Source organism: Nocardioides sp. R-C-SC26 (assembly GCF_021246465.1).
Classification (GTDB): Bacteria; Actinomycetota; Actinomycetes; order Propionibacteriales; family Nocardioidaceae; genus Nocardioides.
Genome location: NZ_JAHRHK010000004.1, coordinates 31,692 through 58,166, shown reverse-complemented (window position 1 = coordinate 58,166; position 26,475 = coordinate 31,692). Strand labels below are relative to the sequence as shown.

Genomic DNA, 26,475 nt, shown 5'->3' with positions numbered 1-26,475 from the left:
CTCCGGCGAACAAGCCCGCAGGGACCCCGCATGAGCGCCCCGTTCTACGTCTCGCCCGAGCAGTTGATGAAGGACCGCGCGGACTTCGCCCGCAAGGGCATCGCGCGCGGGCGCTCGGTGGTCGCCGTCCAGTACGAGCACGGCGTGCTGTTCGTCTCGGAGAACCCGTCGCAGGCGCTGCACAAGGTCTCCGAGATCTACGATCGAATCGCCTTCGCGGCCGTCGGCCGCTACAACGAGTTCGAGAACCTCCGCATCGCCGGGGTCCGACTCGCCGACATGCGCGGGTACTCCTATGACCGACGCGACGTCACCGGCCGGGGCCTGGCCAACGCCTACGCCCAGACTCTCGGGACGATCTTCTCCAGTGGCGGCGAGAAGCCCTACGAGGTCGAGATTTTCGTCGCCGAGGTCGGCGACACCGCGGCCGACGATCAGATCTTCCGCCTCACCTATGACGGGCAGGTGGCCGACGAGCACGGATTCGCCGTCATGGGCGGCCAGGTCGACTCGGTGAACGCGAGCCTCGAGGCCGCCTACGTCGTGGGAGCGCCGCTGGAGCAGGCGCTCAGAGCAGCGGTGACCGCGCTGGGGGCACCGGACCCGGCGCAGTCCGATGCGGCGGCGCGTGTCATCGCCGCGAGTGACCTCGAGGTCGCCGTGCTCGATCGCACGCGTGCGCAACCACGCAAGTTCTCGCGGATCTCGGAGTTCCGGCTCGACTCCCTCCTCGGCGAGCGCGCGTAGGGGCACGGCGCGTCATGGACCGGCGGATCTTCGGGATCGAGAACGAGTACGGCGTGACGTGCACGTTCAAAGGACAGCGCCGCCTGAGCCCCGACGAGGTGGCGCGCTATCTCTTCCGCAAGGTCGTCAGCTGGGGCCGCAGCAGCAACGTCTTCCTCCGCAACGGTGCCCGGCTCTACCTCGACGTCGGCAGCCACCCGGAGTACGCGACACCGGAGTGCGACGACGTCATCGATCTCGTCACCCACGACAAGGCCGGCGAGCGGGTGCTCGAGGGGCTCATGGTCGATGCGGAGCAGCGCCTGCACGACGAGGGCATCGCGGGCGAGATCTACCTGTTCAAGAACAACACCGATTCGGCGGGCAACTCCTACGGCTGCCACGAGAACTACCTGGTCAGCCGGGCGGGGGAGTTCAGCCGTCTCGCCGAGGTGCTCATCCCGTTCCTGGTGACCCGGCAGATCGTCGTCGGCGCGGGAAAGGTCACCCAGACCCCGCGGGGCGCCGCCTACAGCGTGAGCCAGCGAGCCGAGCACATCTGGGAGGGCGTGAGCAGTGCGACGACGCGCAGTCGCCCCATCATCAACACCCGCGACGAGCCGCACGCCGACGCCGAGAAGTACCGCCGTCTGCATGTGATCGTCGGTGACTCGAACATGAGCGAGACCACCACGATGCTCAAGGTGGCCAGCTGCGACCTGGTGCTGCGCATGATCGAGGAGGGCGTGGTGATGCGCGATCTCACGCTCGAGAACCCGATCCGAGCGATCCGCGAGATCAGCAACGACGTCACCGGACAGCGGAAGGTGAGGTTGGCGAACGGCCGCGAGGCGAGCGCGCTGGAGATCCAGTCCGAGTACCTGGCCAAGGCGCGCGACTTCGTCGACCGGCGCGACATCGCCACCCCGGTCATCGAGCGCACCCTGGACCTCTGGGAACGAGCGCTCAAGGCGGTCGAGAGCGACGACCTCGGTCTCGTCGATCGCGAGATCGACTGGGTGATCAAGTGGAAGCTGATCGACGCCTACCGGGCGCGCCACGGTCTCCCGCTCGGGCATGCGCGGATCGCCCAGCTGGATCTGGCCTACCACGACATCCACCGCACGCGCGGTCTCTACTACCTGCTCGAGAAGCGCGGTGCGGTCGAACGCGTCACCAACGACCTGGCCATCTTCGAGGCCAAGTCGGTACCGCCCCAGAACACCCGCGCACGGCTGCGCGGCGAGTTCATCCGCACCGCCCAGGAGCGCCGTCGCGACTTCACCGTCGATTGGGTGCACCTCAAGCTCAACGACCAGGCCCAACGCACCGTGCTCTGCAAGGACCCGTTCCGCGCTCACGACGAGCGCGTCCAGCGCCTCATCGACGGTATGTGAGGTTGACCCGTCTTTACCTGGAGACGGGTCAACCTCGCTGAGGGCGTTGACCCGTCTCCAGGTAAAGACGGGTCAACGCCTTCGCGGGTGGGCCGGGCGGGCCTTGTAGGCTTCCCGGCGGTCCGGGTGATCTCCGCCGGGCCGTGAACTGCCGGGTGGTCCCTGCCGCACGGCGCCCCCGTTGGTCTCCCACCTGATCGAGGTCTCACCGTGTCTCTTCGACGTCTCCGACGCCCGGTCGCGCTGGCCGCGCCGCTTCTGCTGCTCTCCGCTCTCGCGACCGCCTGCGGAGAGAAGACGGTCGAGAGCTCTGAGCGCGACCGCCTGGACGCCGTGGAGATCTCCGGCGACGTCGGGAGCGTGCCGGAGGTCGAGTGGAAGAGCCGGATGGACGCCGGCAAGGCCGAGACCGAGACCCTCGTCGAGGGCGACGGCGAGAAGCTCGTCGCCGACCAGACCGTCCTGGTCAACTTCTGGGTCGGCAACGGGTACACCCGCAAGCCGGTGCTGAACACCTACGCCGACGACACCCCGGCGCTCAGCTTCGAGGTAGGGGGCGAAGCCACCCCGCCGATGACCCAGTCGCCCACCGAGGCGCAGGTCGCTGCGTACCTGCTGGAGAACTTCGTCGCGGGCGAGGTGAAGGCCGGTGACACCATCGGTACCCGCAAGACCGTGACGGTCGACTCGGCAGACGTCGTGGGCTACGGCGGAGGCGCGCTCGACATCGGCAACGCCGACGGGCTGCTCTTCGTGATCGACATCGCGGCCACCGCGCTCGACAAGCCGACCGGAACCCAGCGACCCAAGCCCGCCTGGGCGCCGTCGATCCAGCTGGTCAAGCAGAAGCCGGGCTCGCTGAACTTCGCCGGCGTTCCGGCGCCGACCAAGCAGCTGCGCACCGCGACCCTCGTCGAGGGCGACGGCGAGAAGGTCGAGTCCGGAGACGTGGTCATCGTCAACTACCTCGGCCAGACCTACCGGGGCAAGAAGCCGTTCGACGGCAGCTACGAGCGTGGCGAGACCTTCACGGCCACGCTCGGCCCCAACCGCACCGTGATCGAGGGTTGGGACCGCGGCCTGGTCGGCGTCCCCGTCGGCAGCCGCGTCCTGCTCCAGATCCCGCCGGATCTCGCGTACGGCGAGCAGGGTGCCGGCGAGGACATCCCGCCGAACTCGACGCTCTACTTCGTGATCGACGTCCTCGGCGCGGCCTGATCACGCCACGACACGACCTGGCACCTGAGCCCGGGGGAGCATCATGAGCGCCGCGAAGACCGAGCGGTTGATGAACCTGCTCATCATGCTGCTCGTGCAGCGTCACTTCGTCGCGAAGTCGCGCATCCGCGAGATCCTCTACGCCGACGCCTCCGACGACGCCTTCGAGCGGATGTTCGACCGCGACAAGGAGGAGCTCCGGAGCATCGGGGTGCCGATCGAGCTCGGCTCGATCGACGCCTACTTCGACGACGAGCCGGGCTATCGGATCCAACCGGACGAGTTCGCACTCCCCGAGATCTCCCTCGAACCCGACGAGGCGGCGGTCGTCGGCCTCGCGTCGCGGGTCTGGCAGCACCAGCGCCTCGCCCGTGCGACCACCGAGGCCGTGCGCAAGCTGACGGCGAGCGGTGCCGACATCGACGTCACCGCACTGGAGATCGCGCAGCCGCGGCTCTCCGCGGACGAGCCGACCTTCGACGTCTTCTTCGAGGCCGTCATCGAGCGACGTGAGGTGCGCTTCGACTACTGGCGCACGGGCCAGGACGCGCCGAGTCGGCGTCGACTCCAGCCCTGGGGGGTCACGCGCTACTCCGGCCGCTGGTATGTCGTCGGCTTCGATCTGGACAGGGCCGACGAGCGGATCTTCCGTCTCTCGCGGGTTCAGGGCGCGGTGAGCAAGGTCGGCGAACCCGGCGCCTACGAGGTCCCGGCCGATCTGGACGCGGCGGCCGTCGCGCGCAGGCTGGCGCCCACTCCGCACCGGGTCCGGGCCGTGGTGCTGGCCCAGGTCGGCGCAGCCACGCCTCTACGTCGTGACGCCGTCTCCGTGGAGACGGGGGTGACCGGACCGGACGGGTCGGACGGCTGGGATCGGTTGATCATCGACCGCGCCGGCGGGGGGATCGCCGATGAGATCTGCAGTTTCGGGCCAGCGGTGTACGTCGAGGCGCCTCCGGAGCTGCGGGAATCGGTGATCGAGCGCATGGCCGCCAGCGTCGAAGGGCTCGCCCGGTGAGCGCCGTGCCGGGAGGTGCAGCGACCTCCAAGGAGCAGGTGGCCCGGCTGCTCGCGCTCGTGCCGTACTTCCACGCACGTGAGTCCGTACGCCTCGCGGAGGCGGCAGCCGACCTCGGCGTGACACCCGAGCAGGTGGTCAAGGACCTCAAGGTGCTCTTCATGTGCGGTCTTCCGGGCGGGTATCCCGACGACCTGATCGACGTCGATCTCGACGCGCTCGTCTCCTCCGACGGGAAGCTCGTGCGCGACGGCGTCGTGCGCATCGGCAACGCGGACTACCTCACCCGGCCGATGCGTCTCACGCCGACCGAGGCGTCCGCGATGATCGTCGCGCTGCGTGCACTTCGCGCCGGTGCGGACGGTGAGACCACCGAGATCGTCGACCGGGTGCTGGGCAAGCTGGAGTCCGCCGCTGCCGGGGGTGGTGCGACGACCGCCGTGGCCGTCCATGCCACACCCGACGTGGAGCCCGACCCCCGCGAGCAGACGATGCGGACGACTCTCGCCGAGGCGATCAGTCACGGGGTCCAGGTCACGCTCGACTACTACGTGCCCGCGAGGGACGAGGTCTCCCGCCGTGTCGTCGACCCCCACGAACTCTCGCAACGTGCCGGCTACACCTACCTCGATGCGTATTGCCATGCCGCCGAGGCGCCCCGCTCGTTCCGTCTCGATCGGATCGCGGAGATCGAGGTCAGCCCGACGCCGATCAGCACCGAGCGGCAAGGTCCGCGGTCGCTGGAGGACGGCCTGTTCTCCGGCACCGACAACGCGACGCTGGTGACGTTGCGACTCCAGGCACCGGCCCGCTGGGTCGTGGAGTACTACAGCGTCGAGGAGGTCCGCCCAGCGCCGGAGGGCGGTGGTGCGATCGACGTCGACCTCCGGGTCGCCGACGAGCGCTGGCTGACCCGGCTCCTGCTCCGGCTCGCGCCGCACGCTGAGGTCGTTCACCCGACCACGTTCGGCGCGGAGTTCACAGCCGCTGCACAGGCCACGCTCGCGTGGTACCGACCGGGTAGCGCGTAGGATCGTCTCGTACCGGACGAGCACGCCTCCCAGAGACGAAGGAACCATCGTGAACCCGCTGATCGGAATGCCCCAGGGCGCGGAGTGGCTCGTGATCCTCGCCATCGTGGTGCTGGTGTTCGGAGCGGCCAAGTTGCCCGACCTCGCTCGCGGCACCGGCCAGGCTCTGCGCATCTTCAAGGCCGAGACCAAGGGTCTCAAGGACGACGACGACACCGACGGTGCCGAGCCCCCCGTGCCGCCGGCTCTCCCGCCGGTCCAGGAGGCTCCGCCGGCTGCGCCGCAGTCGAGCGAGCAGGCCGACAAGGCCAACGGCTGACGCCGCGCGTCGTCGACTCGTTCCTCCGCTCGATCCTTGGCACTGGTGAGATCCCTCGCGGGGATCGTCAGACTCTTCGCCGGCTCGCCGGTGCACCCCGTCGGCTCCGACGGCCGGATGGCCCTCAGCGACCACATGCGCGAGCTGCGCGCGCGCGTCCTCAAGGTCGGCCTGGTCATCATCGTCGGCCTGATCGCCTCGCTCTTCTTCTTCAGCGAGCTGTTCGACCTCGTCGTCGGGCCCTACTACGACGCCCAGGACCAGTTGCCCAATGGCAGCACGGAGCTGATCACCCAGGGCGCCGGCGCCGGCCTGATGCTGCATCTGAAACTCTGCGGTCTCGCGGCGCTCGTGCTGACCTCCCCCTTCTGGCTCTACCAGATCTGGGCGTTCATCGTCCCCGGTCTGCACCCTCGAGAGCGGAAGTGGACCCGACTCTTCGCCGCCATCGCCGGCCCTCTCTTCATGGTCGGAGTCTGGTTGGGCTACACGACCCTGCCTCTGGGCCTGGAGATCCTGATCGGTCTCAACCCGGGCGGGGTCAGCAACCTGGTCGAGTTCAACGAGTACCTGCAGTTCTTCTCCCGCACCCTGCTCGTCTTCGGCATCGCCTTCGAGATCCCGCTCTTCGTCGTGCTGCTCAACCTCGCCGGAGTGGTGAGCGGCCGCGCTCTCGGCGCCTACCGGTCCTGGATCATCGTCGGCGTGTTCGTGTTCGCCGCCGTCGCCACGCCCTCCGGTGACCCGTTCACCATGACCCTGATGGCCGTACCGATGGTGATCCTCTTCGGCATCTCCGAGGTCATCGCGCGGTTCAACGACCGCCGCCGCGCTCGGCGCGACCCGTTCAATAACCTCGACCCCGACACGGCCTCGCCGCTGTGACTCCGGGCGACCCGGTAGGGCGAGCGGTCGGGTTCGTCGACATCGATCCCTTCGACCTGCCCGAGGAGCTCGGCACCGAACCGGTCACCTGGTGCGCGGTCGACGGCCTGCGCAGCAGCCACCTCGTGCGCGGCGAGCTCCGCACCCCGAGTCGCCTGGTCATCGCGTGCGACCTGCTCGCCGTCGACGACGCCTATCCCGCCGTGGTCGCACCGGACGGCGTCCGGGTGCGCGTGCACCAGGCGTGGCGGCACGGGCAGGTCCTTCTCAGCGAGCGGGACGGCGACCTCACCGTGCTCGTCCCCGGCCAGCGCGCCGACCTCGAGGTGGTGCTGGAGGCGATCACGCGGCTGGCGCGGGCCGTCGGCGCTTCGCCGTCGTCCTATGCCGTGCAGATCCGGCTCGACGGGTGAACTCACCGACCCGCGAGCGCGAGGTCGTCGTGTTCGCGAATCCGGCCGCAGGGCAGGGGGCTGCCGACAGGCGCCGCAAGGGCGTGACGGCGGTCCTCCGCTCCGCGGGCATCACGGTTCGATCCGTCGCGGGTCGAGACGCCGACGAGGCGAGCGACCTGCTGCGCGGCGAGCTCGACCGCGGGGCCGACGGTCTCGTGGTCGTGGGCGGCGACGGGTCGGTCCACCTCGCGCTCCAGGAGCTCGCCGGGACCGGTGTCCCTCTCGGCCTCGTCCCATGCGGCACGGGCAACGACGTCGCACGCTACCTCGGCCTTCGACCGGACGACCCGGTCACGGCGGTGCGACGCATCGTGGCGGGACGCACCAGGCGCATCGACCTCGCACGCAGTGCGGGCCGGTACTACGCGACGGTGCTCGCCGCCGGTTTCGACGCCATCGTGAACGAGCGGGCCAACGCGATGCGGTGGCCCCGTGGACAGATGCGCTACAACCTCGCGACCCTCGCCGAGCTACGGGTGCTCGAACCCCGGCACTACGTGCTGGACGTCGACGGTCGCACGCTGCAGTTCGAGGCGATCCTCGTCGCGGTCGGCAACGGGCCCTCCTTCGGCGGAGGCCTGCGGATCACCGAGGGCGCGGTACTCGATGACGGCCTGCTCGACGTCGTCGTGATCAAGCCGATGGGACGCGCCGAGCTGGTACGCACCTATCCGCGGCTGTTCACCGGCACCCACACCACGCATCGGTGCTACGAGCATGCGCGGGGCACACGGATCACCGTGGCGGCGCCTGGCATCGTGGCCTACGCCGACGGTGAGCGGTTCGCCCCGCTGCCGCTGACGGTGCAGTGCATCCCTGGGGCGTTGGAGGTGTTCGCGTGACCCGGCAGTCCGACAGGCCCGACCAGAGCGTGCAGCGCGACGAGCCGGACCAGCAGAGCGCGGCCGAACGGTACGCTTCGTTCCGGCGCGGCCAGAGCCATCCGGTCGTGACCGACTTCTTGGCACACTACGACTTCGCGCTCGATGACTTCCAGGTCCGGGCCTGTCGCGAGATCGAGGACGGCCGCGGCGTGCTGGTGGCGGCTCCCACGGGTTCGGGCAAGACCATCGTCGGCGAGTTCGCGATCCACTTGGCCCTGAGTACCGGCCGCAAGGCGTTCTACACGACGCCGATCAAGGCCCTCTCGAACCAGAAGTACGCCGATCTGGTCGCCCGGTACGGAGCCGATCAGGTCGGCCTCCTCACTGGCGACGTGACGCTCAACGGCGAGGCGCCGGTGGTCGTGATGACCACCGAGGTGCTCCGCAACATGATCTACGCGCGTTCACGGACTCTGGGCGGACTCGGATTCGTGGTGATGGACGAGGTGCACTACCTCGCCGACCGCTCGCGCGGCGCCGTGTGGGAGGAGGTGATCATCCATCTTCCGGAGTCGGTCACCGTCGTCTCGCTGTCTGCGACGGTCTCGAACGCCGAAGAGTTCGGAGAGTGGCTTGCCACCGTCCGCGGCGAGACGACGACGATCGTGGAGGAGCGTCGTCCCGTACCGCTCTACCAGCACGTGATGGTCGGCAAACGCCTGTTGGACCTCTTCGCCTCCTCCGACGTCGACGCTGCGGCCGGCTTCGTGAAGGAGGGCGCGCCCGTCAACGAGGAGCTGATGAAGCTCGCTCGCGACGACTGGGCCGCGGGCAGAATGAAGGACCGACGCTCGCCGAAGGGTGCGCGTCAGCGTGGCGGTCCGCGCCAGGTGGGCAACGGTCGGCGGATCTGGATCCCGAGCCGCCACGACGTCATCGACCGACTCGACCGCGACAGGCTGCTCCCCGCGATCGTCTTCATCTTCAGCCGTGCCGGCTGCGATGCCGCCGTCCAGCAGTGCCTGGCCGCCGGACTGCGGCTGACCACCCCCGAGGAGCGCGACGAGATCTTCGTCTACGTCGAGTCGGCGTGCCGCGACCTGCCGCCCGACGACCTGCACGTGCTCGGCTACCACGACTTCCTCGACGGGCTCACTCGCGGACTCGCCGCGCACCACGCCGGCATGCTGCCTGCGTTCAAGCGCATCGTGGAGGAGCTCTACCTCCGCGGACTGTGCAAGGTCGTCTTCGCCACCGAGACCCTCGCCCTCGGCATCAACATGCCGGCTCGGACGGTCGTCCTGGAGAAGCTGTCGAAGTGGAATGGCGAGACGCACGCCGACATCACGCCGGGGGAGTACACCCAGTTGACCGGCCGCGCCGGGCGACGCGGGCTCGATGTCGAGGGCCACGGCGTCGTTCTCTGGCAGCCCGGCATGAACCCGCGCGAGATCGCCGGTCTCGCCTCGACCCGGACGTATCCACTCCGGTCCTCCTTCCGGCCCTCCTACAACATGGCCGTCAACCTGGTGCACCAGTTCGGTCGTGAGCGGGCTCGCGAGCTCCTCGAACAGTCGTTCGCCCAGTTCCAGGCGGACCGTGCCGTCGTCGGCCTGGCCCGGCAGCTGACCAAGAGCGACGACGCGCTGGCGGGTTATGCCGAGGCCGCCACGTGCCACCTGGGCGACTTCATGGAGTACGCGGCCATCCGACGCGAGATCGGCGAGGTCGAGAAGTCCGCGAGCCGCGAGCGACGCAGCGATCAGCGCGACGAGACCGTGGAGTCACTGCGCGTCCTGCGTGCCGGGGACGTGATCTGGGTGCCGCAGGGCAAGTTCGCCGGGTGGGCCCTGGTCATCGACCCGGGGTGGGCGGAGATCGCCGACGGCGGCCCGCGACCACTCGTCGTCACCATCGAGCGTCAGGCCCGGCGCCTCGCGCTGATCGACTTCGGTACGCCGGTGGAGTCGCAGGCCCAGGTCAAGGTGCCGCGGTCGTTCAACGCGCGCGATCCCCAGGCTCGCAAGGGGCTCGCCATGGCGTTGCGCGCGAAGACGGCGTCGCTGACCCCGCCTGCCGGACGCGGGCGGCGCTCCGGCGGCCGTCCGAGCGAGGTCGACGCCCAGATCGCCGACCTCCGCGCGCGCCTGAGGGCACACCCCTGCCACGGCTGCGCCGATCGGGAGGACCACTCCCGCTGGGCCGAGCGCTACGCCAAGCTCGACCGCGACGCCGCCACGCTGCGCCGTCGGATCGAACAGCGCACCAACACGGTCGCGCGCCAGTTCGACCGTGTCTGCGAGGTGCTGAGCTCGCTGGGCTATCTCGACGCCGCATCCGGCGACGTCACCGACGACGGCCGGCATCTGATGCGTCTCTACGGCGACCTCGACCTGGTGGCTGCCGAGGCGATCCGGCACGGCGTCTGGTCCGGGCTAGGACCGTCGGGCCTCGCAGCCGCGCTCTCGACGCTCGTCTTCGTCACCCGGCGTGCCGACGACGGCGCCCCACCACGGGTGCCGGGCGGTGCGATCAAGGAGGCGATCGACGAGACCCGGCGGATCTGGGTCGGCCTGGATGCGCTCGAGCGCGACCACAAACTCGACTTCCTGCGGCCGCCGGATCTCGGCTTCGCCTACATCGCCTACCGCTGGGCCGAAGGCGACGACCTCGACGACCTGCTCGGGCCTACCGATCTCTCGGCGGGCGACTTCGTCCGGTGGATGAAGCAGTTGCTCGATCTCGCGGGCCAGGTCGCCGATGCCGCAGGTGACTCCGCGCTGCGGGGGACGGCGCGGCGACTCATCGACCAGGTCAAACGGGGTGTGGTCGCCTACTCCGGGCTCGCCGAGTAGGCGCGCCGCCTCAGGGACGGAGCGAGGCGAGCGCCTCGGTGATCGGGGTGTCACCGCCGACGACCTCGAACTGAGCACCGATCGTCGTCGGGATGTCGAGCACCGCGGCGACCACGGCGGCGACATCGGCGCGGGTGATCGCGTCCCGGTCGACCTCGGCGCCGGCCCGGACGGCCCCGGTCGGGGCATCGTCGGTGAGCGCTCCGGGCCGCACGATCGTCCAGTCCAGCCCGGAGGCGCGCAGCGCGACGTCGGCGTCGCGCTTGGCCTCGACATAGGCACGCCAGACCGGCTCCGCGTCATCGGGCAACGCGTTGTCGACCCCGATGGCCGAGATCTGCACGAACCGCCTGATCCCGGCCAGGCGAGATGCCTCGATCGAGGTGAGCGAACCTCCCAGGTCGACGGTCCGCTTCCGCTCGATGTCTCCGTCAGGTCCGCCACCGGCGGCGAAGACCACGCCGTCGCACCCGGTGAAGGCGGTGACGAACGCCTGGACGTCGTCGCGCTCGAGGTCCAGCATCCGCACCCGGGCGCCGAGCTGCTCCAGCTCGGCGCGGTACTCCTCCCGGCGTACCAGCGCCACGGGTGTGTGCCCCGCGCGGACCAGGTCGGTGATGAGGTGTCGGGCCACCTGTCCGTGGCCCCCGACGATGGCGAACGTGCTCATACTCTCGACCGTACGGGGCGCGGCGGGACGGCAGGCCACCCGTTCGACGTGATGCCGCTCAGCTGCGAGCCGCGAGCACGGCCGTCAGCCGGGCGACGGGAGACTCGAGGCCCCACCGGGCCGCGAGCTGGTCGACCAGCTCGGGATCTGCCACGGCCGCGGGGACGTCGTGACCGGTACGCGGGAGGTCGATGTCGCGGGCGACCGCCACGACCAGCGGCGCCACGGCCAGGTAGTCCAGGGACGCCTGCACCTTGCTCCGGACTCCCGGCGCCATCTCGGCCGCCGGGTCGGCCGAGGCCGCGATGACGCTGTCGAGGTCGCGGAATCGCCGCAGCAACGTCGTCGCCGTCTTGTCGCCGACGCCCTTGATGCCGGGCAGACCGTCGGAGGAGTCGCCGCGCATCGTCGCGAAGTCCGCGTACTGCGCCGCCGTCACGCCGTACTTCTCCTCGACCCAGGCCTCGTCCACGCGTTCGTGGCGGCCGACGCCCTTGGCGATGTAGAGCACCCGTACGCCGGCGGAGTCGTCGACCAGCTGAAAGAGATCTCGATCACCGGTGACGACGTCGACATGCCGACCTGCGCCGGTCGCGAGCGTCCCGATCACGTCGTCGGCCTCGTAGCCCGCCGCTCCGACGACGGAGAACCCGAACGCCTCCAGCACCGCCCGCAGGATCGGCACCTGCACTTCGAGAGGGTCGGGCACCTCCTCGACGTCGGGCGCGCCGGCGACCTCGGTCACGACTCGGTGCGACTTGTAGGAGGGGATCAGGTCGACGCGCCACTGCGGTCGCCAATCGTCGTCCCAGCAGCACACCAGCGCGTCGGGGCGGTACTCCTCGATGAGACGGCTGAGGTAGTCGAGCATGCCGCGGACGGCGTTCACGTTCGTGCCGTCGGGTGCGCGGTACTCCGGCATGCCGAAGAACGCACGGAAGTACATCGAGGCCGCGTCGAGAAGCAGCAGGCCGCCGGGCTCGGCCGGCGGCCGCTCGACCATCTCGGGGCGGGCCGGGGGGCCCTGCTCGCTACGGGGAGGGGTCACTGCCGCATCCTGCCACGCACGTGCGTCTACCCTGTGCGCGTGACCCGGGGCGAGATCGAGGACAAGGACCGACAGATCCTGGAGCTGCTCGCAGCCGACGGACGGATGTCCTTCACCGACCTGGGCAAGGCCACCGGGCTCTCCACCTCGGCGGTGCACCAGCGCGTCAAGCGGCTCGAGCAGCGCAACCTCATCCTCGGCTACGGCGCGACGGTGAACCACGCGGAGGTCGGGCTGCCGTTGACGGCGTTCATCTCCATCCGGCCGATCGATCCCTCCCAGCCCGACGACGCACCCGGCCGGGTCAAGGATCTGCCCGAGATCGAGTCGTGCTGGTCGGTGGCCGGCGAGGAGTCCTACATCCTCAAGGTCCGTGTCGCCACCCCGGCGGATCTGGAGGAGCTCCTGGCGCGAGTCCGCGCGGCCGCGAACGTCTCCACCCGCACCACGATCGTGCTCTCGACCTACTTCGAGAACCGACCGGTCTCCGGAGCGGAACCCGCCTGAACGTCCCCGCCGTCGTCGACCCGTCGTGATGTAGAGATGGGTCGACGCATCAGCGACGGGCGGTGAGGTTCTGTTCGGCCCACCACGCCTGGCCCTCGGCCGGGAGCGTGTGGATCGGGTCGTAGTAGGGGTAGGTGCGGGTGAGCGCCTCGGCGTCGTCGGCCTCGATGGTGGTGCGGTAGTTCTTGGTCCAGGAGGAGATGCCGCGCACGTGGTCGTACTCGGCGACCTGGTGCACCCACCGCTTGCCGACGAAGGGGACGTCGCACACGATGCGCGGCGTGGCGAAGCCCGGGAGGTATCCCATGATGTGGTGCTGGAGCCGCTGAGCGTCGCGCACCGAGATGCGCCAGTGCTCCGCGGACGGGATCATGTCGCAGAGGTAGAAGTAGTACGGCATGATCTGCGCGCCGTCGAGCAGGCGGAAGCAGAGGTCGAGCAGCGCGTGCGGGTCGGCGTTGACCCCGTCGAGGAGCACCCCCTGGTTGCGGACATCGCGCACACCGGCGGACAGCATCGCCCCCGCCGCCTCGGCCACCATGGGCGTCACGGAGTGGGCGTGGTTGGCGTGGGTGTGGATCGCCAACGAGACACCACGATCGCGTGCGAGGCGCCCGACCCGCTCGACGCCGGCGCGGACGTCGTCCTGCAGCCAGTGCTGAGGGAGGCCGATCAGCGCCTTGGTCGCGAGCCGGATGTCGCGAATGTTCTCGATCGCGAGCAGGTCGGTCAAGAATGCCTCCAGGCGGGGCCACGGCATGTTCGCGACGTCGCCGCCGGAGACGACGACGTCGCGCACCGACGGCGTGCGGCGCAGGTAGTCGAGCATCGCCGCGTGCCGGTCGACCGGCTTGACGAAGAACTTCAGCTTCTCCACGGCGGGGGTCGAGTTCCCGACCAGATCCATCCGGGTGCAGTGACCGCAGTACTGCGGACACGTCGGCAGCATCTCGGCGAGGACCTTGGTCGGATACCGGTGCGTCAGCCCCTCGGCCACCCACATGTCGTGCTCGTGGAGCGAGTCGCGGCTCGCGTGCGGGTGGGAGGCCCAGTCGGTTCGTCGGTCGCTCGCGACCGGGATCATGTAGTGCCGCACCGGGTCGGCGTAGAGCGCATCCGTCAGGCTGCCCGGGCCGAGCGCACGTCCGTCGAGCCCGGCATAGGGGACCATCGTGTTCAACATCTGCGGGGGAACGAGCATCGACATCGTCGCCTGCTCGGCCTGGTCACGCGTCAGGTCTTCGTAGAAGCGGTCCTCCACGAGATCGCCGAACACCTCACGCAGCTGCGCGACGTTCTTGACGCAGTGCGACCGCTGCCACTGAGCCGATCGCCACTCGGCCTCCGTGACGTCGCTCCAGCCAGGGAGGCGTCGCCAGTCGGGTTCGACGAGCTCCACGCGGCGGTACGGGTAGGGCTGCCCGGTCTCCAGGCCGATGGACGTCTCGATACTCATGGCGGCATTGTACGCAATGATCTTTCGTAACGCGACGCTCTAGCAGGAGGATTTACGGCACAAGGATTCCTGATGCGCGGAGTGTGTCGACCACCAGAGCATCAGACGCAGGAACTCCGTAGCGCCAGAGATACACGCCGGTGACGATGGCCTGCAGGTCTGGCTCGGCATCGGCGAACGCGTTGGACGCATCCAGCCGCTGATCCATCAGCAGCAGCGGCGGCGCACCGATCTCGCCGTCGTGCGGCGGGGCGTAACCGCGCACGGGCAGGAGCCGTGCCCCAAGCCGTTCGTAGAACCCGATCCGACGGCGGTGGACCTCCGCCTCGTGTGTGTCGATGCCGGGCTCGTCGGGATCCTCGACATCCCAGACCAACCGTGTCGTGCCTTCCGCAGCCAGCCGGTCGGTGAGCTCGCGCCACATGGTCGTACCGAGACCACCGCCCTTGGGCCCCACCGCGTAGTAGCGCAGGAACATCCACGAGGTGGGTCCGAGGGCCCGGACGAGCGCGAAGCCGACAGGCCGGCCGTCGTGGAGGAGGACGAGGAGTCGATCGACCAAGAGGTCCTCGAACGGCACCCGGAGGGATTCGGGGAAGGCATCGAGATAGATGCTCTGCACGCTGGACAGCTGTGACTCGTCGAGCGCCGACGAGTCGACCAGCCTCATCGCTCCCATGCCAGCTCTCCGCCCACGAAGGTGCGCAGCACCTGGATCTCCGCGATGGCGTCGGGTGCGCAGGCTGCCGGGTCGTCGCTGAGCACGGCGAGGTCGGCCAGCTTGCCTACCTCGATCGTGCCGCGATCGCGCTCCTGGTGGGAAGCGTAGGCAGAACCCAGCGTGTAGGCCGTCAGGGCCTCGAGTCCGGTGATCCGCTCGCCCGGCCCGAAGTCGGCGCCGTCGGCGGTCGTCCGGTTCACGGCATCCTGCATGCCGAGCAGCGGACGCCCGTCGACGACGGGGCGATCCGAGCTCGCCGGCACGATCAGACCAGCATCGAGCAGCGATCGGCCCCGATAGGCCCCCGGCGCCCGGTCAGGTCCGAGCGCGGCGATCATCCCGTCGCCGATCTCTCCGACGAACCGAGCCTGCGGCACCGGGACGACGCCGAGCGCCGCCGCGCGCAGCACCTGGTCCTCACGTGAGACGCCGAAGTGCTCGATCCGGTGACGGACGTCGGCGCGCGGCCACCGCCGTTGGGCCTCGTCATAGGCGTCCAGCACCAGGTCGATCGCGGCGTCCCCGATGGCGTGGGTGGCGACCCGCCACCCCGAACGGTGGGCACGGATGATCAGTGCGCGCAGCCGATCCGCGTCGTCCTGCAGGTAGCCGGAGTTTCCGGGGGAGTCGGCGAAGTCGTGACACATCGCAGCGGTGTGGCCGATCAGTGATCCGTCGCTGAAGACCTTGACCGGGCCCAGGCTCAGCCGGTCGTGCCCCCATCCGCTGCGGATCCCGAGGTCGATCCCGAGTTCCGCGTCGTCGCGGTCGTGCCGGTCGAGGTCGTGGAGCACGTCGGATGCCACCATCAGCTCCACCCGCACCGGGAGGCGGCCGGTGTCGAGCGCCTGATGGTAGGCGGCAGCCTCGATCGGGCTCTTGCCGATCCAGCCGCCGCCGATGCCGGCCTCCACGACGCTGGTGATCCCCTCGCTGAGGTAGTGCCGTCCGGCGCGCTCGATGGCGGCCACGAGATCCTCGGTCGCGTAGGGCAGCACGAGTGGGTCGAGGAGCCGCTGCGCCTGTTCCTGCAAGAGTCCCGTGGGGCGGCCCGCCGCATCGGTGACGACCCGACCACCGACAACCTCAGGGGCACGTTCGCCGATGCCGAGCTGAGCCAGCACGGGGGAGTTCACCACGCACATGTGTCCCGAGGCGTGCTTGAGCCACACCGGGCGTCCGCCGGCGATCGCGTCGAGAGCGTCCCGATCGGGATGGGCGCCGGTCTTGTTCTCGTCGTACCCGGCACCGACCAGCCACGCACCGCGCGGCAACGTGGCGGCATGCGCCTCCACACGCGCGTAGAGCTCGTCCAGCGACGGCGTGCGCAGGTCGACCTCCGCGAGCGTCAGACCGAACCACGCCATGTGCTGGTGGGCGTCGTGGAACCCGGGCGTCACGACGGCGCCATCGAGGTCGACCACGCGGTGGGCCGGCACCTCCTCGAGCGCGACGACGCGGTCGCGCCAGATCGCGATCGCGTCGACGACGTCCCCGTGCCCGGGGCCGGCCACGGTGCGCACCCGCGCGTTGCGCAGCACCAGGTCTGCCTTCACGCGCTCGCCTCATGTGGGGTCGGGGCCGACTCGCGCAGCAGGGCCTTGGCGACCCGATGCGACGGTGTCATCGGCAACTCCTCCCTGAACTCCCACCAGCGTGGCACCTTGAAGGGCGCGAGTCGCTCGCGACACCAGGACTCCAAGGCCTCGACGTCGGCATCCGGGGCGACGACGAACGCCTTGACCTCCTCACCACGCAGTTCGTCGGGAACACCGATGACTGCGACGACCTGCACGGCCGGGTGTTCGATCAGCACCTGCTCGACCTCGGCCGCGGCGATGTTCTCGCCGCTGCGCCGGATCATGTCCTTGAGGCGACCCGTCAGGTAGTAGCGACCCCGGTCGTCGGTGCGAGCGAGATCGCCGGTCGCGAACCACCCGTCGTCGTCGAACGGGGAGGGGTGGCCGTGGTAGCCGAGCATCATTCCGGGGCCGCGGAGGAACAGCTGGCCGTCCACGATCCGCGCCTCCCGGTGGGCGGCGGGTCTCCCGAGGCAGCCGGTGCCGACCAGCTCGTCGTGCTCCTCCGCGCCCACGCGGATGTCGGCTCCGGTCTCGGTCATCCCGAAGGCCTCGAACCAGGGGACGCCCCAGCGGCTCTCGATCTCGGCGTGGCGGGAGGTCGGGATCGCCGAGCACTGCACCGCTCGCACGCGGTGTTCACGGTCGTGGGTGTCAGGCGGCATGGCGAGCAGCAGGCCGGGCATCGCGGCCAGGCAGTAGAAGTAGGTCACCTGATGAGACCGCACGCGCTCCCAGAACGTGGACGGATGGAAGCCGTCGAGCACGACGACGTGCGCGCCGGCGAGGAGACCGGCGATGACGTTCCACTGCGGATCGACGTAGTGGAACGGCTGCGCGGTCAGGAGCACGTCGTCGGCATGGAGTCGAGGAAAGCCGTCGACCAGCGAGCCGGCGAGCCGCAGCCAGTAGTCGTGGGTGAGCAGACACGCCTTCGGCGCACCGGTGGTGCCGCTGGTGTACTGCAGGTTGACCACGGTTAGCCCCGTCGGGGCGGGCTCGACGGGCTCGTCGTGATGGTCGGAGTCACCTTCGAGATCGGCGGGCGTCACGCCGTCGGCCAACGACTCGAGACGGCCGAGATCCTCGGGCCACACGACCACCAGTCCGGCTCCGGAGTCGTCGAGCACGTGGGCGAGGTCGCGCGGGCCGTAGTGCGGGTTGAGCGGCACCATCGGTGCGCCGAGGCGCATCAGGGCGAACCAGGTCAGGGCGAACTCGGCCCTGTTTCCCAACATCACCCCGACCGGAGTACCCGCGGCGACACCCTGGCGCGCGAGCGCCGAGGCGACGACGCGCGAGCGCCGAGCGACATCGGCGAACGTCACGACGTCGAGGCTCCCGTCGCGTGCCTCGAAGGTCCACGCCGGCCGCTCGCCGTCGCTGAGAGCGCGCTGGTCCACCAGCGTCACGATGTCCGAGACCGCAGGACCGGGCGACGTCACGGGATCCGACATCGCGCTGGAGCGTCGATCAGCGTTCGTCACCGGAGAACCCCTGACGTGCGGTCTCCCCGGCCCCTGCCTCGGCGGTGAGCATCGCGTGCTCGACCTCGCGCTCCAGGGAGGACTCCATGGATGCGTCCAGGCCACGGTCGAGCACGCGCTTGGCCAGGGCGGTGGAGAGAGCCGGCCGGGACGCGATCCGCGCGGCGAGCTCGGCGGCGACGTCTTCGTGGTGACCCGGGCTCGCCGTCCGGGCGACGAGCCCGATCCGCTGGGCTTCGACGCCGTCCACGCGATCGCCGAGCAGCAGCAGATCCTTGGCCTTGGCCCATCCCACGAGGACGGGGAGGAGCCGTGACACGCCGCCGGTCACGGAGAGGCCCACGCTCACTTCCGGGAAGCCGAACTCGGCGTCCTCGGCCGCGACGACGATGTCGCACGCGAGGGCGAACTCACAACCGGCGCCGAGCGCGTAGCCGTGTACGGCCGCGATCACGGGCGCGTCGAGGGCGCGGATCCCGCGGGTGACGTCCTGAATGCGTTCCAGGCGGCCTCTGGTCTGCAGGGCTGTCTCGACCGGCACGGGCTCCTTGAGGTCATGGCCCGCGCAGAAAGCGCGACCGCGGCCGGCGAGCACGACGGCACGGACCCCGTGCGCTCGCGCCTGGTCGAGCCCGGCGAGCAGGTCGTCGGTGAGCGTCGTGTCGACGGCGTTGAGTCTGTCCGGACGGTTGAGATGGAGCCAGCCGACTCCGTCGCTGGCGCTGAACTCCACCGTGGTGCCCATGGTGCCTCCTCTAGTGCCGTTCGACCGCCGCTCATTGCGTCAAGCGGCTGCTTGGAGGAAAGTATTGCGCCCAGAGCGGCGAGACGCCGAATGATCTCCTGGCAGGCGATACGCAGGACGATCGGGGTCCGACCACCGCGTCCGCGCCCGGGTTCGGCGCGTCGTCGGCGACACGCCGAACCAGCCGCAGAAATCTGGATTGATTTCATGTCTGCCGGACCCCGCTCTGACCTGCGGTTTCGTCTATCTGTGCAGGTCAGCGGGCGGTTGACACTCCCGGTGGTGCGCGCGAATCTGTGCCGTCCGCTCGTGCAGGTCGTGGCAGGCGGACCGACGTCCGAGTGGCCGAGGAACCCAGGTGTAGCGCCAACATCTGAGGAGCCGTGGTTCGCGGAGGTCGGTTCGCACCGCGAGAGCGACACGGGAGAGTCGGCTCGGCCCTTAGACAACGACCACGTCATGACAGCCCGTCATGAGCGTGGGCGGCCGAAGGCCGGGACCGGCTCTCCCGGTGCCTGAAAGCGGGGTGCGGTCCACCGGTACGGTGTGTCCTCGTGAGCGGACCCGGGTCACCGATCGTGCGCTTGGCACTTCGTCTCCTCGCGGCCGGACTGGCGGGATACCTGCTCGCACTGGCGTATGAGCCGGTCGCGTTCGCCTACGTGATCCCGGTGTCGCTGGCGGTGTTCGGAGTGGTCACACGCGGGGTGCGGATGCGCACCGGTTTCGTGCTCGGCCTGGTCTTCGGCACGGCTTTCTACGCTGTCCACATCCGGTGGATGGCTCCGTCGATCGGGAGTGACGCCTGGGCGGCGCTCTCGGGGATCGAGGCCGCGTTCTACGGACTGCTCGGCGCGGCGGCCGCAGTGATCCACCGACTGCGTGCCTGGCCGTTCTGGTTGGCGTGCGCCTGGACTGCGATGGAGACCGTACGCAGCACGTGGCCGTTCAGCGGCATGCCCTGGGGGCGACTCGGCTTCGCGGTCGTGGACACACCGTGGGCGCCCGCACTGGCCTATGTGGGCGTGACGGGAGTGAGCCTTCTGCTAGCGGCCATCGGATTCCTAGCTGCCCGCGTGGTGGTCAGCCCGTCGCGGATGGACGGTCGCTGGGCGGCCACGGGCCTGATCGCCGTCACGGCGCTGACGGCGTTGCCGGCAATGGCACCGTGGAGCCTCGGGTCGTCGGGCGAGATCACGGTTGCAGCCGTGCAGGGTGACGTCCCCGGACCTGGCAACGACATCCTGGCCGACTATCGCGGGGTCACCCAGAACCATGTCGACGCGACGATCGAGCTCGCAGCCCGCGTGCGAGCAGGCGACGTCGCACCCCCTCGCTTCGTGCTGTGGCCCGAGAACTCCACCGCGGTCGATCCGTTCAACGACTACTCGACCGGCGAGCAGATCGAGGCGGCGGTCTCCGCGATCGACGTTCCGCTCGTCGTCGGGGCGATCGTCGACGCGGGGGAGGAACATGTCCTGAACCAGGGGATCGTCTGGGATCCCGTGACCGGTGCCGGCGATCGCTACACCAAGCAGAACCCTGTGCCGTACGGGGAGTACATCCCGTTTCGCAAGCAGCTCTCGGGGCTCTTCGGACGCCTCGACCGCATCCCGCGAGACATGCTGAGTGGCACGCGGCGCACACCCTTGGACGTCGCGGGCGTCCCCGTCGCCGACGCGATCTGCTTCGACATCGCCTACGACGCGGGCCTCGCCGACCAGATCGAACGCGGCGGCGAACTGCTGGCCGTGCAGACGAGCAACGCCAGCTTCATCTTCACCGACCAGGTCGAGCAGCAGTTCGCGATCACCAGGGCGAGGGCCATCGAGACCGGGAAGTATGTCGTCGTCGCCTCCACGAACGGTGTCTCGGGCGTCATCGCGCCGGACGGCGCCGTGGTCGCGCGCACGGAGCGTCGGACCCAGGATGTGCTCGTGGAGTCGGTCGAACTCCGACCGGGCGTCACGCCGGGCCTTCGCGTCGGTGCCGCCCTGGCGCTCGGCACGCCGTTGGCTGCCGGTCTCGCCGTGCTCCTTGGCCTCGTGGTCGGCTGGCGAGCGCGGCGCTTGTCACGTCGCAGCACCGCGGAGGAGGTGTCGTGACCCGCCGTGCCGGCCCGTATCGCGTGGTGATGGTGCTGCCGACCTACAACGAGGTCGACAATCTCGCCTGGATCGTCGGGAGACTGCGTGCCGCCGCGCCCGACGTCGACGTCCTCATCGTCGACGACCAGTCGCCCGACGGCACCGGTGATGTCGCCGACGAGCTGGCGCGTGGAGACGAGCGCGTCCATGTGCTGCATCGCGAGGCCAAGGGCGGGCTGGGAGGTGCCTACCTGCACGGGTTCGCCTGGGCGCTCGATCGTGGCTACGAGGTCGTCGGCGAGATGGACAGCGACGGCTCCCACCAGCCCGAGCAGTTGCCCGATCTCATCGAGATGCTGCCGCGGGCCGACCTGGTCATCGGCTCTCGGTGGGTGCGCGGCGGCAGCGTGGTCAACTGGCCGCTTCGTCGCGAGATGCTCTCTCGAGGTGGCAACCTCTACGTGCAGCTGCTCTTGGGCCTGCGGGTTCGTGACGCCACGGCCGGCTTCCGGCTGTATCACCGCCATGCCCTGGAGGCGATCGGACTGGCCCAGGTGCGCTCGACGGGCTACGTGTTCCAGACCGACCTCGTCGCCCGAGTTCTGCGGGCCGGGATGGAGGTCACCGAGGTGCCGATCGAGTTCGTCGAGCGAGTTCGGGGCGACTCCAAGATGAACGGGGCCATCGCCGTGGAGTCCCTGCGTCGGATCACCGCGTGGGGAGTCCGCGAACGCCTCGAGCGGATACGCGGCCGCTCCGTAGGGTAGTGACATGGCACGTCGACGACGCCGGTTCGCACTGGTCCTGCTGATCGCACTCATCGCAGTGCCGGTGGTCGAGATCTACGTGCTGATCCAGGTCGGTCAGGTCATCGGGCCGTGGTGGACGGTCGGTCTCCTGCTGCTGGCGAGCGTGGTCGGAAGCTGGTTGATCAAGCGTGAGGGGGCACGCGCCTGGCGTGCACTGCGCTCGGCGGTCGATGAGGGGCGGATGCCCGCACGTGAGATCGCCGACGGCGTCCTGATCGTCCTCGGGGGTGCGCTCATGCTCAGCCCCGGGTTCGTCACCGACGCGGTCGGGGTGCTGCTGATCCTCCCCCTCACGCGGCCGCTGCTCCGACGGATCCTCACCGGGGTCCTCGAGCGCCGGATGGTCGTGGTCCCAGGAGGCTCTGACGCGACTCGCCCCGGAGCCGGCCCGCAGGGGCCGATCATCCGGGGCGAAGTGGTCGATGACGGGATGTGAGCCGGCGTCGCCGAACTTGTCTCGATCAGGAGACGGAGGGGTCAGGCGCCCGTAGCCGCCTTGCGCTTCTTCCCGGCCGGCCGGTGCAGGTGCGCCGGGCCGATCTCGCCGCCGCGCAGCAGTTCCAGCCGCTCCTTGAGGATGTCCTCGAGCTCGCTCTCCGAGCGTCGCTCGAGAAGCATGTCCCAGTGGGTACGGACCGGCTTCTCAGCCTTCTCCTCCGGCAGGATGCCCGCGGTACTCAGGGCTTCGCCCCCGCAGCGGGGGCACTCCCAGATCGCCGGGATGTCGGCCTCGACCGACATCGTGATCTCGAAGTCGTGGCCCAGCTGACAGCGATAGCCGACCTGCTGACGGGCGGCGAACTCGATACCTCGCTCGTCCTCGAAGCTCTGGCCGCCCAGCCGGGCTCCACGCAGTGTGCGCTCTGCCATTTCGGGGGCACCTCCACCATCGTTGATCGGTCTGCGACGGAGTCCCTCGATCCGTCACTGAACTTCAACCGTACCCGGCTCGCCAAGATTCCACGCTCGGCCGATCGGGTCACATCCGCGTGCCCGAAAGGGCAGTTCGAGGCGCCTACGGACCGCGCCGCAGCGAGGCAGGCACCGTGTTGCCGGCCTCGCGGATGCCCCTCTCGGGGTCGAGCCTCAGCAGAAGCGCGATGCCCAGGGCGAAGAACACGATGAGTACCAGGATCGCCGGGCGGTAGGAACCGGTGAGTTGGAAGGTGACGGCGAACACGAAGGTTCCGAGCCAGGACGTTCCGCGCTCGCACGCGTTGTAGAGCGCGAAGTACTCACCCTCCCTGCCGCGCGGGATCAGCAGGCTGTAGAACGACCGAGACAGCGCCTGGGTGCCGCCGAGCACGATCCCGATCGCTACGGCGACCAGGAGGAACAGCGCGACGTTCTTCTCCGGCAGCGTGAACGCCGCGATCACGATCGCGATCCAGGCGACCGTGCCCCACAAGATCGATCGGTAACCGCCGAAGCGGGCGGCGAGGCGGCCGAAGATGAGCGCACCGCCGAAGGCCACGAACTGGATGAGCAGGATCGTCCCGATCAGCACGCTGTCCCCGAACCCCAGTTGCTTGGATCCGTACGTCGACGCGGCATAGATGACGGTCTGGATGCCGTCGTTGTAGAAGAGGTACGCCGCGAGGAAGGTCAGCGTCATCGGGTAGGAGCGCAGGTCCTTCAGGGTTCGCCACAGCTGGCCGAAGCTGCGATCCCACAGCGTTCCGGTTGGGAGCTCGCCGAGCGTCGGCTGCTGGTCCCGCAACCGCAGGAACGGGATGAGCGTGAACCCCGCCCACCAGACCGCTGCGGAGAGAAGCGAGATCCGTACCGAGGACTCGGTGGAGAGTCCGATGGCGTCGTTGCCCAGCACCATGGCGAGATTGATCGCCAGCAGGGTCCCGCCGCCGAGATAGCCGAACGCCCACCCCCGCGAGGAGACGCGGTCACGCTCCTCCTCGGTCGCGATGTCGGCCAGGATCGCGGAGTAGGGCACCAAGGAGCACCCGGCGAGCACGCTGCTGAACACGACAGCGACGGCGCCGACCTGCCACTGGTCCTCGCGCATCCAGAACAGCAGCGACCCGAAGGCGGCGCCGGCCCACGCGAACCCGGCCATCAGACGCTTCTTGTGGGGCGAGCGATCGACGAAGGCACCCACGATCGGCAGGACGAAGGCGCTCGCGATCGTGGCGAAGCTGGTCAGGTAGAACGGCAGCGAACCCGCGGCGAGGTCGAGACCGAGCAACGACACCGTGCGCTCGCAGGTCTCGTCAGGGTCGACACAGCCGGCTGCTCGCCCGGCCACCTCGATCATGTACGGCGCGAAGAGGACCGAGAGCACGGTGGTGAAGTAGGCGCTGTTCGCCCAGTCGTACCAGTACCAGGCGCGCTGTTGGCGGGCGCGGGAGACGGGCTCGAGGTTCGCGATCATCAGCCTGCATCCTCCGTCTCGTCCAGGCCGGGGAGGGCCCACTGGCCGCGGGCCAGTAACACATCCTTGAGGACGTCGGTGCGATCGGTGAAGAGCCCGTCGACACCGAGGTCGAGCAGGTCGGCCATCTCGGCGGCATCGTCGATCGTCCAGACGTGGACGTGTTTGCCCAGGGCGTGGGCGCGGGCGAGCAAGCCCCGGGTCAACACCGCGAGCCCACGCCGAGCCGGGGGGATCTGGACCGCGTCGAAGTTCCGGGCCAGGCGCCGGACGAGTCGAGCCCGCGGAGCGGCGCGGAGCGCGGCGATCTCGAGCGGAGATGCCGACGTGGCGACCCCTCCGTCGGTCAATCGGCGGAACTCGCGCAAGCGCTCGTGGGAGAAGGACCCGACCAGGACGCGATCTTCCAGCCCGCGAGCCACGACGAGATCCGCGAGCGGCCTCACGGCGCCGTCGGCCTTGAGGTCGATGTTGAAGCGTGCTCCCGGCAGCGCGTCCACGAGGGCGCTCAAGGTGGGGATGGGCTCCAACCCTCCGACCAACACGTCGCGGATGACCTCGTACCGGACCGCGGCCACGGCGCCGGAGGAGCCGGTCAGCCGGTCCAGGACGTCGTCGTGGAAGGCGAGCAGCACACCGTCGGCGCTGACGTGCACGTCGGTCTCCAGGTAGCGATACCCAAGGCCCCAGGCGTGGCGGAACGCCGCGATCGTGTTCTCGCGGCCACCGAGCTCGGGGTGGTGCACGCCACCGCGGTGCGCGAACGCGAGCACGGCAGCGCCGTCCGTGGCATCGCCGTCGGGCAGGACGGCGTCCAGGTAGGGACGACCGGTGCGTGGAGTCACGGCCCGAGTATGCCGACCGCGTGCTGCCGTCTCACCCTCGCCGACTCCGCGGAGGTCAGCTCAGAACGAATCCTCGATGACGACCTCGGTCCACCCTGGAATGAAGTCGTCCGTGCTGAAGCACCCGGCCGTACCGACGGAACCGGGGTTGATGTCGGACGTGCTGCAGCTCGCCGTACCGAGGATGCGGGTGCCCTTGAGGATCGTCACGGTGAAGATGCCGGAATCGACCGCCTCGCCGATGTTGCGCACCCGCAGGACCACGTCGTAGTCGTCGAGTCCGTCTTGGTCGACCTGGATCTTGCCGACGACCTCCCAGTTTCCCCAGGTCAGGGCGCCGTCGCCCGGGGAGCTCGGGACCGGCGGGGTGTCGACCGCCTCGACGGCCTCGTCGGTGACGGCTGGCGCGGGGTCCGGAGTCGGCACCGTATCTGTCGTCGGGGGAGCGGCAGGCGGGCTCGCGGAGGTCGCCGGGAGCGACTGCGCCTTCGAGAAGGACGTCGTCGACGTCGAGCACCCGGACGCCGCGGCGAGCGCCACGACCAGAGCCGCCACGACCTGGGCTCGCCCGGACGTGCGCGTGGTCGCGCGAGTCGCGCGGGATGGATCCGATGGCGAGCGGCGGGGGCGAGTGGTCATCCTCAGTCCTCGGATTCGATGGTCGGGTGTGCGTGAGTCCACGCGCGGTCCGGCGTGGGGAGGCGCCATCGTCGGCACCTCCCCACGCGAACGTCGGCGCGGGACGCGACTAGAAGGCGTCCTCGATCGTGACTTCGGTCCAGCCGGGCACGAAGTCGTCGGTGGAGAAGCACTCGGCGGTGCCGACGGATCCCGGGTTGATGTCCGAGGTGCTGCACGTGGCCGTGCCGACGATGTCAGTGCCCTTGAGGATCGTCACGGTGAAGAAGCCCGAGTCGACCGAGTCGCCGATGTTGCGCACGCGGGTGACCACGTCGTACTGGTTGAGGCCGTCCTGGTCGACCTGCAGCTTGCCGACGACCTCCCAGTTGCCCCACGTGAGAGCGCCCTTGCCGTTCGACGAGTTGTCGGCCTGGGGCTTGGTGCCGCCATCTCCGTCATTGGACTGACCCTGCGATGCCGACGTCGGCGGGTCGTCGTCGTCGGAGCCGCTGCTCGTGGCGGCCGCGATGACGAAGATGCCGACGATCACGAGGAGCGCGATCCACCGCTTCTTCTTGTACCAGGGACGCGACGCCTTGGCGTAGGCCTTGGCAGCGGCTGCCGAAGCTCGCGGGTCGTGCTGGGCCGGCCAGGGGGCTGGCGGTTGCTGCTGATCGGTCACGAGAGAGTCCTCACGTCGGGGGCGATGCCGCCGCAAGGTACTACACATAGATGGGCATACGCGGGGTTATCGGCATATCCGCAAGGCACGCCGGTCGCCC

General features: G+C 69.5%; 26 protein-coding genes. 14 read left to right on the top strand and 12 right to left on the bottom strand.

What is annotated here, in order from left to right; all coding sequences use genetic code 11:
* Positions 1 to 30: 30 nt before the first annotated feature.
* The 10 genes from prcA (at position 31) to KSO97_RS04960 (ending at position 10,728) form a co-directional block, all read left to right on the top strand.
* Entirely contained in the window at positions 31 to 747 is a 717-nt protein-coding gene (prcA, locus tag KSO97_RS05005; protein WP_374198457.1) for a proteasome subunit alpha, read from the top strand.
* Between the two features lie 14 nt (positions 748 to 761).
* Positions 762 to 2,123 (top strand): Pup--protein ligase, encoded by a 1,362-nt coding sequence (gene pafA / locus KSO97_RS05000; protein WP_232676884.1) that lies wholly within the window; start codon positions 762 to 764, stop codon positions 2,121 to 2,123.
* A 210-nt stretch (positions 2,124 to 2,333) separates the two neighbouring features.
* On the top strand, positions 2,334 to 3,341 hold the full coding sequence (locus KSO97_RS18215; protein ID WP_232676883.1) for an FKBP-type peptidyl-prolyl cis-trans isomerase: 1,008 nt from the start codon (positions 2,334 to 2,336) through the stop codon (positions 3,339 to 3,341).
* A 43-nt stretch (positions 3,342 to 3,384) separates the two neighbouring features.
* A complete protein-coding gene (locus KSO97_RS04990) occupies positions 3,385 to 4,359 on the top strand; it encodes a YafY family protein (protein WP_232676882.1) in 975 nt (324 codons plus the stop codon).
* Positions 4,356 to 5,390, top strand: coding sequence for a YafY family protein (locus tag KSO97_RS04985; protein ID WP_232676881.1), 1,035 nt, complete (start codon positions 4,356 to 4,358; stop codon positions 5,388 to 5,390). The genes KSO97_RS04990 and KSO97_RS04985 overlap by 4 nt, the downstream gene beginning before the upstream one ends.
* A 49-nt stretch (positions 5,391 to 5,439) precedes the next feature.
* Positions 5,440 to 5,709, top strand: a complete 270-nt coding sequence (gene tatA, locus KSO97_RS04980) for a twin-arginine translocase TatA/TatE family subunit (RefSeq protein WP_232676880.1) — start codon at positions 5,440 to 5,442, stop codon at positions 5,707 to 5,709.
* Between the two features lie 45 nt (positions 5,710 to 5,754).
* Positions 5,755 to 6,594, top strand: a complete 840-nt coding sequence (gene tatC / locus KSO97_RS04975; protein WP_232676879.1) for a twin-arginine translocase subunit TatC — start codon at positions 5,755 to 5,757, stop codon at positions 6,592 to 6,594.
* Entirely contained in the window at positions 6,591 to 7,007 is a 417-nt protein-coding gene (locus KSO97_RS18210) for a hypothetical protein (protein ID WP_232676878.1), read from the top strand. The genes tatC and KSO97_RS18210 overlap by 4 nt, the downstream gene beginning before the upstream one ends.
* The gene (locus tag KSO97_RS04965; protein WP_232676877.1) at positions 7,004 to 7,891 is read left to right on the top strand and encodes a diacylglycerol kinase family protein; all 888 of its coding nucleotides are present in this window, start codon (positions 7,004 to 7,006) and stop codon (positions 7,889 to 7,891) included. The genes KSO97_RS18210 and KSO97_RS04965 overlap by 4 nt, the downstream gene beginning before the upstream one ends.
* Positions 7,888 to 10,728: an RNA helicase gene (locus KSO97_RS04960; protein ID WP_232676875.1), complete on the top strand. Its 2,841-nt coding sequence runs from the start codon at positions 7,888 to 7,890 to the stop codon at positions 10,726 to 10,728. Before KSO97_RS04965 ends, KSO97_RS04960 begins: the two co-directional genes overlap by 4 nt.
* 10 nt (positions 10,729 to 10,738) lie before the next feature.
* Here KSO97_RS04960 and KSO97_RS04955 read toward each other — a convergent pair whose 3' ends face one another.
* Positions 10,739 to 11,398: an SDR family oxidoreductase gene (locus KSO97_RS04955; RefSeq protein WP_232676874.1), complete on the bottom strand. Its 660-nt coding sequence runs from the start codon at positions 11,396 to 11,398 to the stop codon at positions 10,739 to 10,741.
* 58 nt (positions 11,399 to 11,456) lie between these two features.
* Positions 11,457 to 12,446 (bottom strand): 5'-3' exonuclease, encoded by a 990-nt coding sequence (locus KSO97_RS04950; protein WP_232676873.1) that lies wholly within the window; start codon positions 12,444 to 12,446, stop codon positions 11,457 to 11,459.
* Between the two features lie 54 nt (positions 12,447 to 12,500).
* Here KSO97_RS04950 and KSO97_RS04945 point away from each other — a divergent pair, with 54 nt between their 5' ends.
* Positions 12,501 to 12,953: an Lrp/AsnC family transcriptional regulator gene (locus tag KSO97_RS04945; protein WP_232677117.1), complete on the top strand. Its 453-nt coding sequence runs from the start codon at positions 12,501 to 12,503 to the stop codon at positions 12,951 to 12,953.
* A 49-nt stretch (positions 12,954 to 13,002) separates the two neighbouring features.
* On the opposite strand, the gene KSO97_RS04940 is transcribed toward KSO97_RS04945, so the two are convergent.
* The 5 genes from KSO97_RS04940 to KSO97_RS04920 are packed head-to-tail and all read right to left on the bottom strand — an operon-like array spanning position 13,003 to position 18,942.
* Complete coding sequence (locus KSO97_RS04940) at positions 13,003 to 14,409, bottom strand: KamA family radical SAM protein (RefSeq protein ID WP_232676872.1); 1,407 nt, start codon at positions 14,407 to 14,409, stop codon at positions 13,003 to 13,005.
* Positions 14,410 to 14,461: 52 nt separating this feature from the next.
* Complete coding sequence (locus KSO97_RS04935; protein WP_232676871.1) at positions 14,462 to 15,088, bottom strand: GNAT family N-acetyltransferase; 627 nt, start codon at positions 15,086 to 15,088, stop codon at positions 14,462 to 14,464.
* The gene (locus KSO97_RS04930) at positions 15,076 to 16,686 is read right to left on the bottom strand and encodes an amidohydrolase (RefSeq protein WP_232676870.1); all 1,611 of its coding nucleotides are present in this window, start codon (positions 16,684 to 16,686) and stop codon (positions 15,076 to 15,078) included. The genes KSO97_RS04935 and KSO97_RS04930 overlap by 13 nt, the downstream gene beginning before the upstream one ends.
* Entirely contained in the window at positions 16,683 to 18,197 is a 1,515-nt protein-coding gene (locus KSO97_RS04925) for an AMP-binding protein (RefSeq protein ID WP_232676869.1), read from the bottom strand. The genes KSO97_RS04930 and KSO97_RS04925 overlap by 4 nt, the downstream gene beginning before the upstream one ends.
* Positions 18,184 to 18,942, bottom strand: a complete 759-nt coding sequence (locus KSO97_RS04920; protein ID WP_232676868.1) for an enoyl-CoA hydratase/isomerase family protein — start codon at positions 18,940 to 18,942, stop codon at positions 18,184 to 18,186. The genes KSO97_RS04925 and KSO97_RS04920 overlap by 14 nt, the downstream gene beginning before the upstream one ends.
* Before the next feature lie 554 nt (positions 18,943 to 19,496).
* Here KSO97_RS04920 and lnt point away from each other — a divergent pair.
* The 3 genes from lnt to KSO97_RS04905 are packed head-to-tail and all read left to right on the top strand — an operon-like array spanning position 19,497 to position 22,274.
* Complete coding sequence (gene lnt / locus KSO97_RS04915; protein ID WP_232676867.1) at positions 19,497 to 21,047, top strand: apolipoprotein N-acyltransferase; 1,551 nt, start codon at positions 19,497 to 19,499, stop codon at positions 21,045 to 21,047.
* Positions 21,044 to 21,796: a polyprenol monophosphomannose synthase gene (locus KSO97_RS04910; RefSeq protein ID WP_232676865.1), complete on the top strand. Its 753-nt coding sequence runs from the start codon at positions 21,044 to 21,046 to the stop codon at positions 21,794 to 21,796. Before lnt ends, KSO97_RS04910 begins: the two co-directional genes overlap by 4 nt.
* Positions 21,797 to 21,800: 4 nt before the next feature.
* Positions 21,801 to 22,274: an FxsA family protein gene (locus KSO97_RS04905; protein ID WP_232676864.1), complete on the top strand. Its 474-nt coding sequence runs from the start codon at positions 21,801 to 21,803 to the stop codon at positions 22,272 to 22,274.
* A 41-nt stretch (positions 22,275 to 22,315) separates the two neighbouring features.
* Here KSO97_RS04905 and KSO97_RS04900 read toward each other — a convergent pair whose 3' ends face one another.
* The 5 genes from KSO97_RS04900 to KSO97_RS04880 form a co-directional block, all read right to left on the bottom strand.
* Positions 22,316 to 22,708 (bottom strand): RNA polymerase-binding protein RbpA, encoded by a 393-nt coding sequence (locus KSO97_RS04900; RefSeq protein WP_232676863.1) that lies wholly within the window; start codon positions 22,706 to 22,708, stop codon positions 22,316 to 22,318.
* Between the two features lie 145 nt (positions 22,709 to 22,853).
* Positions 22,854 to 24,227, bottom strand: a complete 1,374-nt coding sequence (locus tag KSO97_RS04895) for an MFS transporter (protein ID WP_232676862.1) — start codon at positions 24,225 to 24,227, stop codon at positions 22,854 to 22,856.
* Positions 24,227 to 25,072, bottom strand: coding sequence for a glycerophosphodiester phosphodiesterase family protein (locus KSO97_RS04890; RefSeq protein WP_232676861.1), 846 nt, complete (start codon positions 25,070 to 25,072; stop codon positions 24,227 to 24,229). Before KSO97_RS04890 ends, KSO97_RS04895 begins: the two co-directional genes overlap by 1 nt.
* A 60-nt stretch (positions 25,073 to 25,132) precedes the next feature.
* Complete coding sequence (locus KSO97_RS04885; RefSeq protein WP_232676860.1) at positions 25,133 to 25,711, bottom strand: hypothetical protein; 579 nt, start codon at positions 25,709 to 25,711, stop codon at positions 25,133 to 25,135.
* A 109-nt stretch (positions 25,712 to 25,820) separates the two neighbouring features.
* On the bottom strand, positions 25,821 to 26,375 hold the full coding sequence (locus KSO97_RS04880; protein ID WP_232676859.1) for a hypothetical protein: 555 nt from the start codon (positions 26,373 to 26,375) through the stop codon (positions 25,821 to 25,823).
* Between the last annotated feature and the right edge of the window lie 100 nt (positions 26,376 to 26,475).

Coding starts and splice junctions, on each gene's coding strand:
- KSO97_RS04895 (WP_232676862.1), bottom strand. CDS start 24,227: ATGATCGCGAACCTCGAGCCCGTCTCCCGCGCCCGCCAACAGCGCGCC.
- prcA (WP_374198457.1), top strand. CDS start 31: ATGAGCGCCCCGTTCTACGTCTCGCCCGAGCAGTTGATGAAGGACCGC.
- KSO97_RS04920 (WP_232676868.1), bottom strand. CDS start 18,942: ATGGGCACCACGGTGGAGTTCAGCGCCAGCGACGGAGTCGGCTGGCTC.
- KSO97_RS04905 (WP_232676864.1), top strand. CDS start 21,801: ATGGCACGTCGACGACGCCGGTTCGCACTGGTCCTGCTGATCGCACTC.
- KSO97_RS04990 (WP_232676882.1), top strand. CDS start 3,385: ATGAGCGCCGCGAAGACCGAGCGGTTGATGAACCTGCTCATCATGCTG.
- KSO97_RS04935 (WP_232676871.1), bottom strand. CDS start 15,088: ATGGGAGCGATGAGGCTGGTCGACTCGTCGGCGCTCGACGAGTCACAG.
- KSO97_RS04885 (WP_232676860.1), bottom strand. CDS start 25,711: ATGACCACTCGCCCCCGCCGCTCGCCATCGGATCCATCCCGCGCGACT.
- KSO97_RS04940 (WP_232676872.1), bottom strand. CDS start 14,409: ATGAGTATCGAGACGTCCATCGGCCTGGAGACCGGGCAGCCCTACCCG.
- KSO97_RS04900 (WP_232676863.1), bottom strand. CDS start 22,708: ATGGCAGAGCGCACACTGCGTGGAGCCCGGCTGGGCGGCCAGAGCTTC.
- KSO97_RS04955 (WP_232676874.1), bottom strand. CDS start 11,398: ATGAGCACGTTCGCCATCGTCGGGGGCCACGGACAGGTGGCCCGACAC.
- pafA (WP_232676884.1), top strand. CDS start 762: ATGGACCGGCGGATCTTCGGGATCGAGAACGAGTACGGCGTGACGTGC.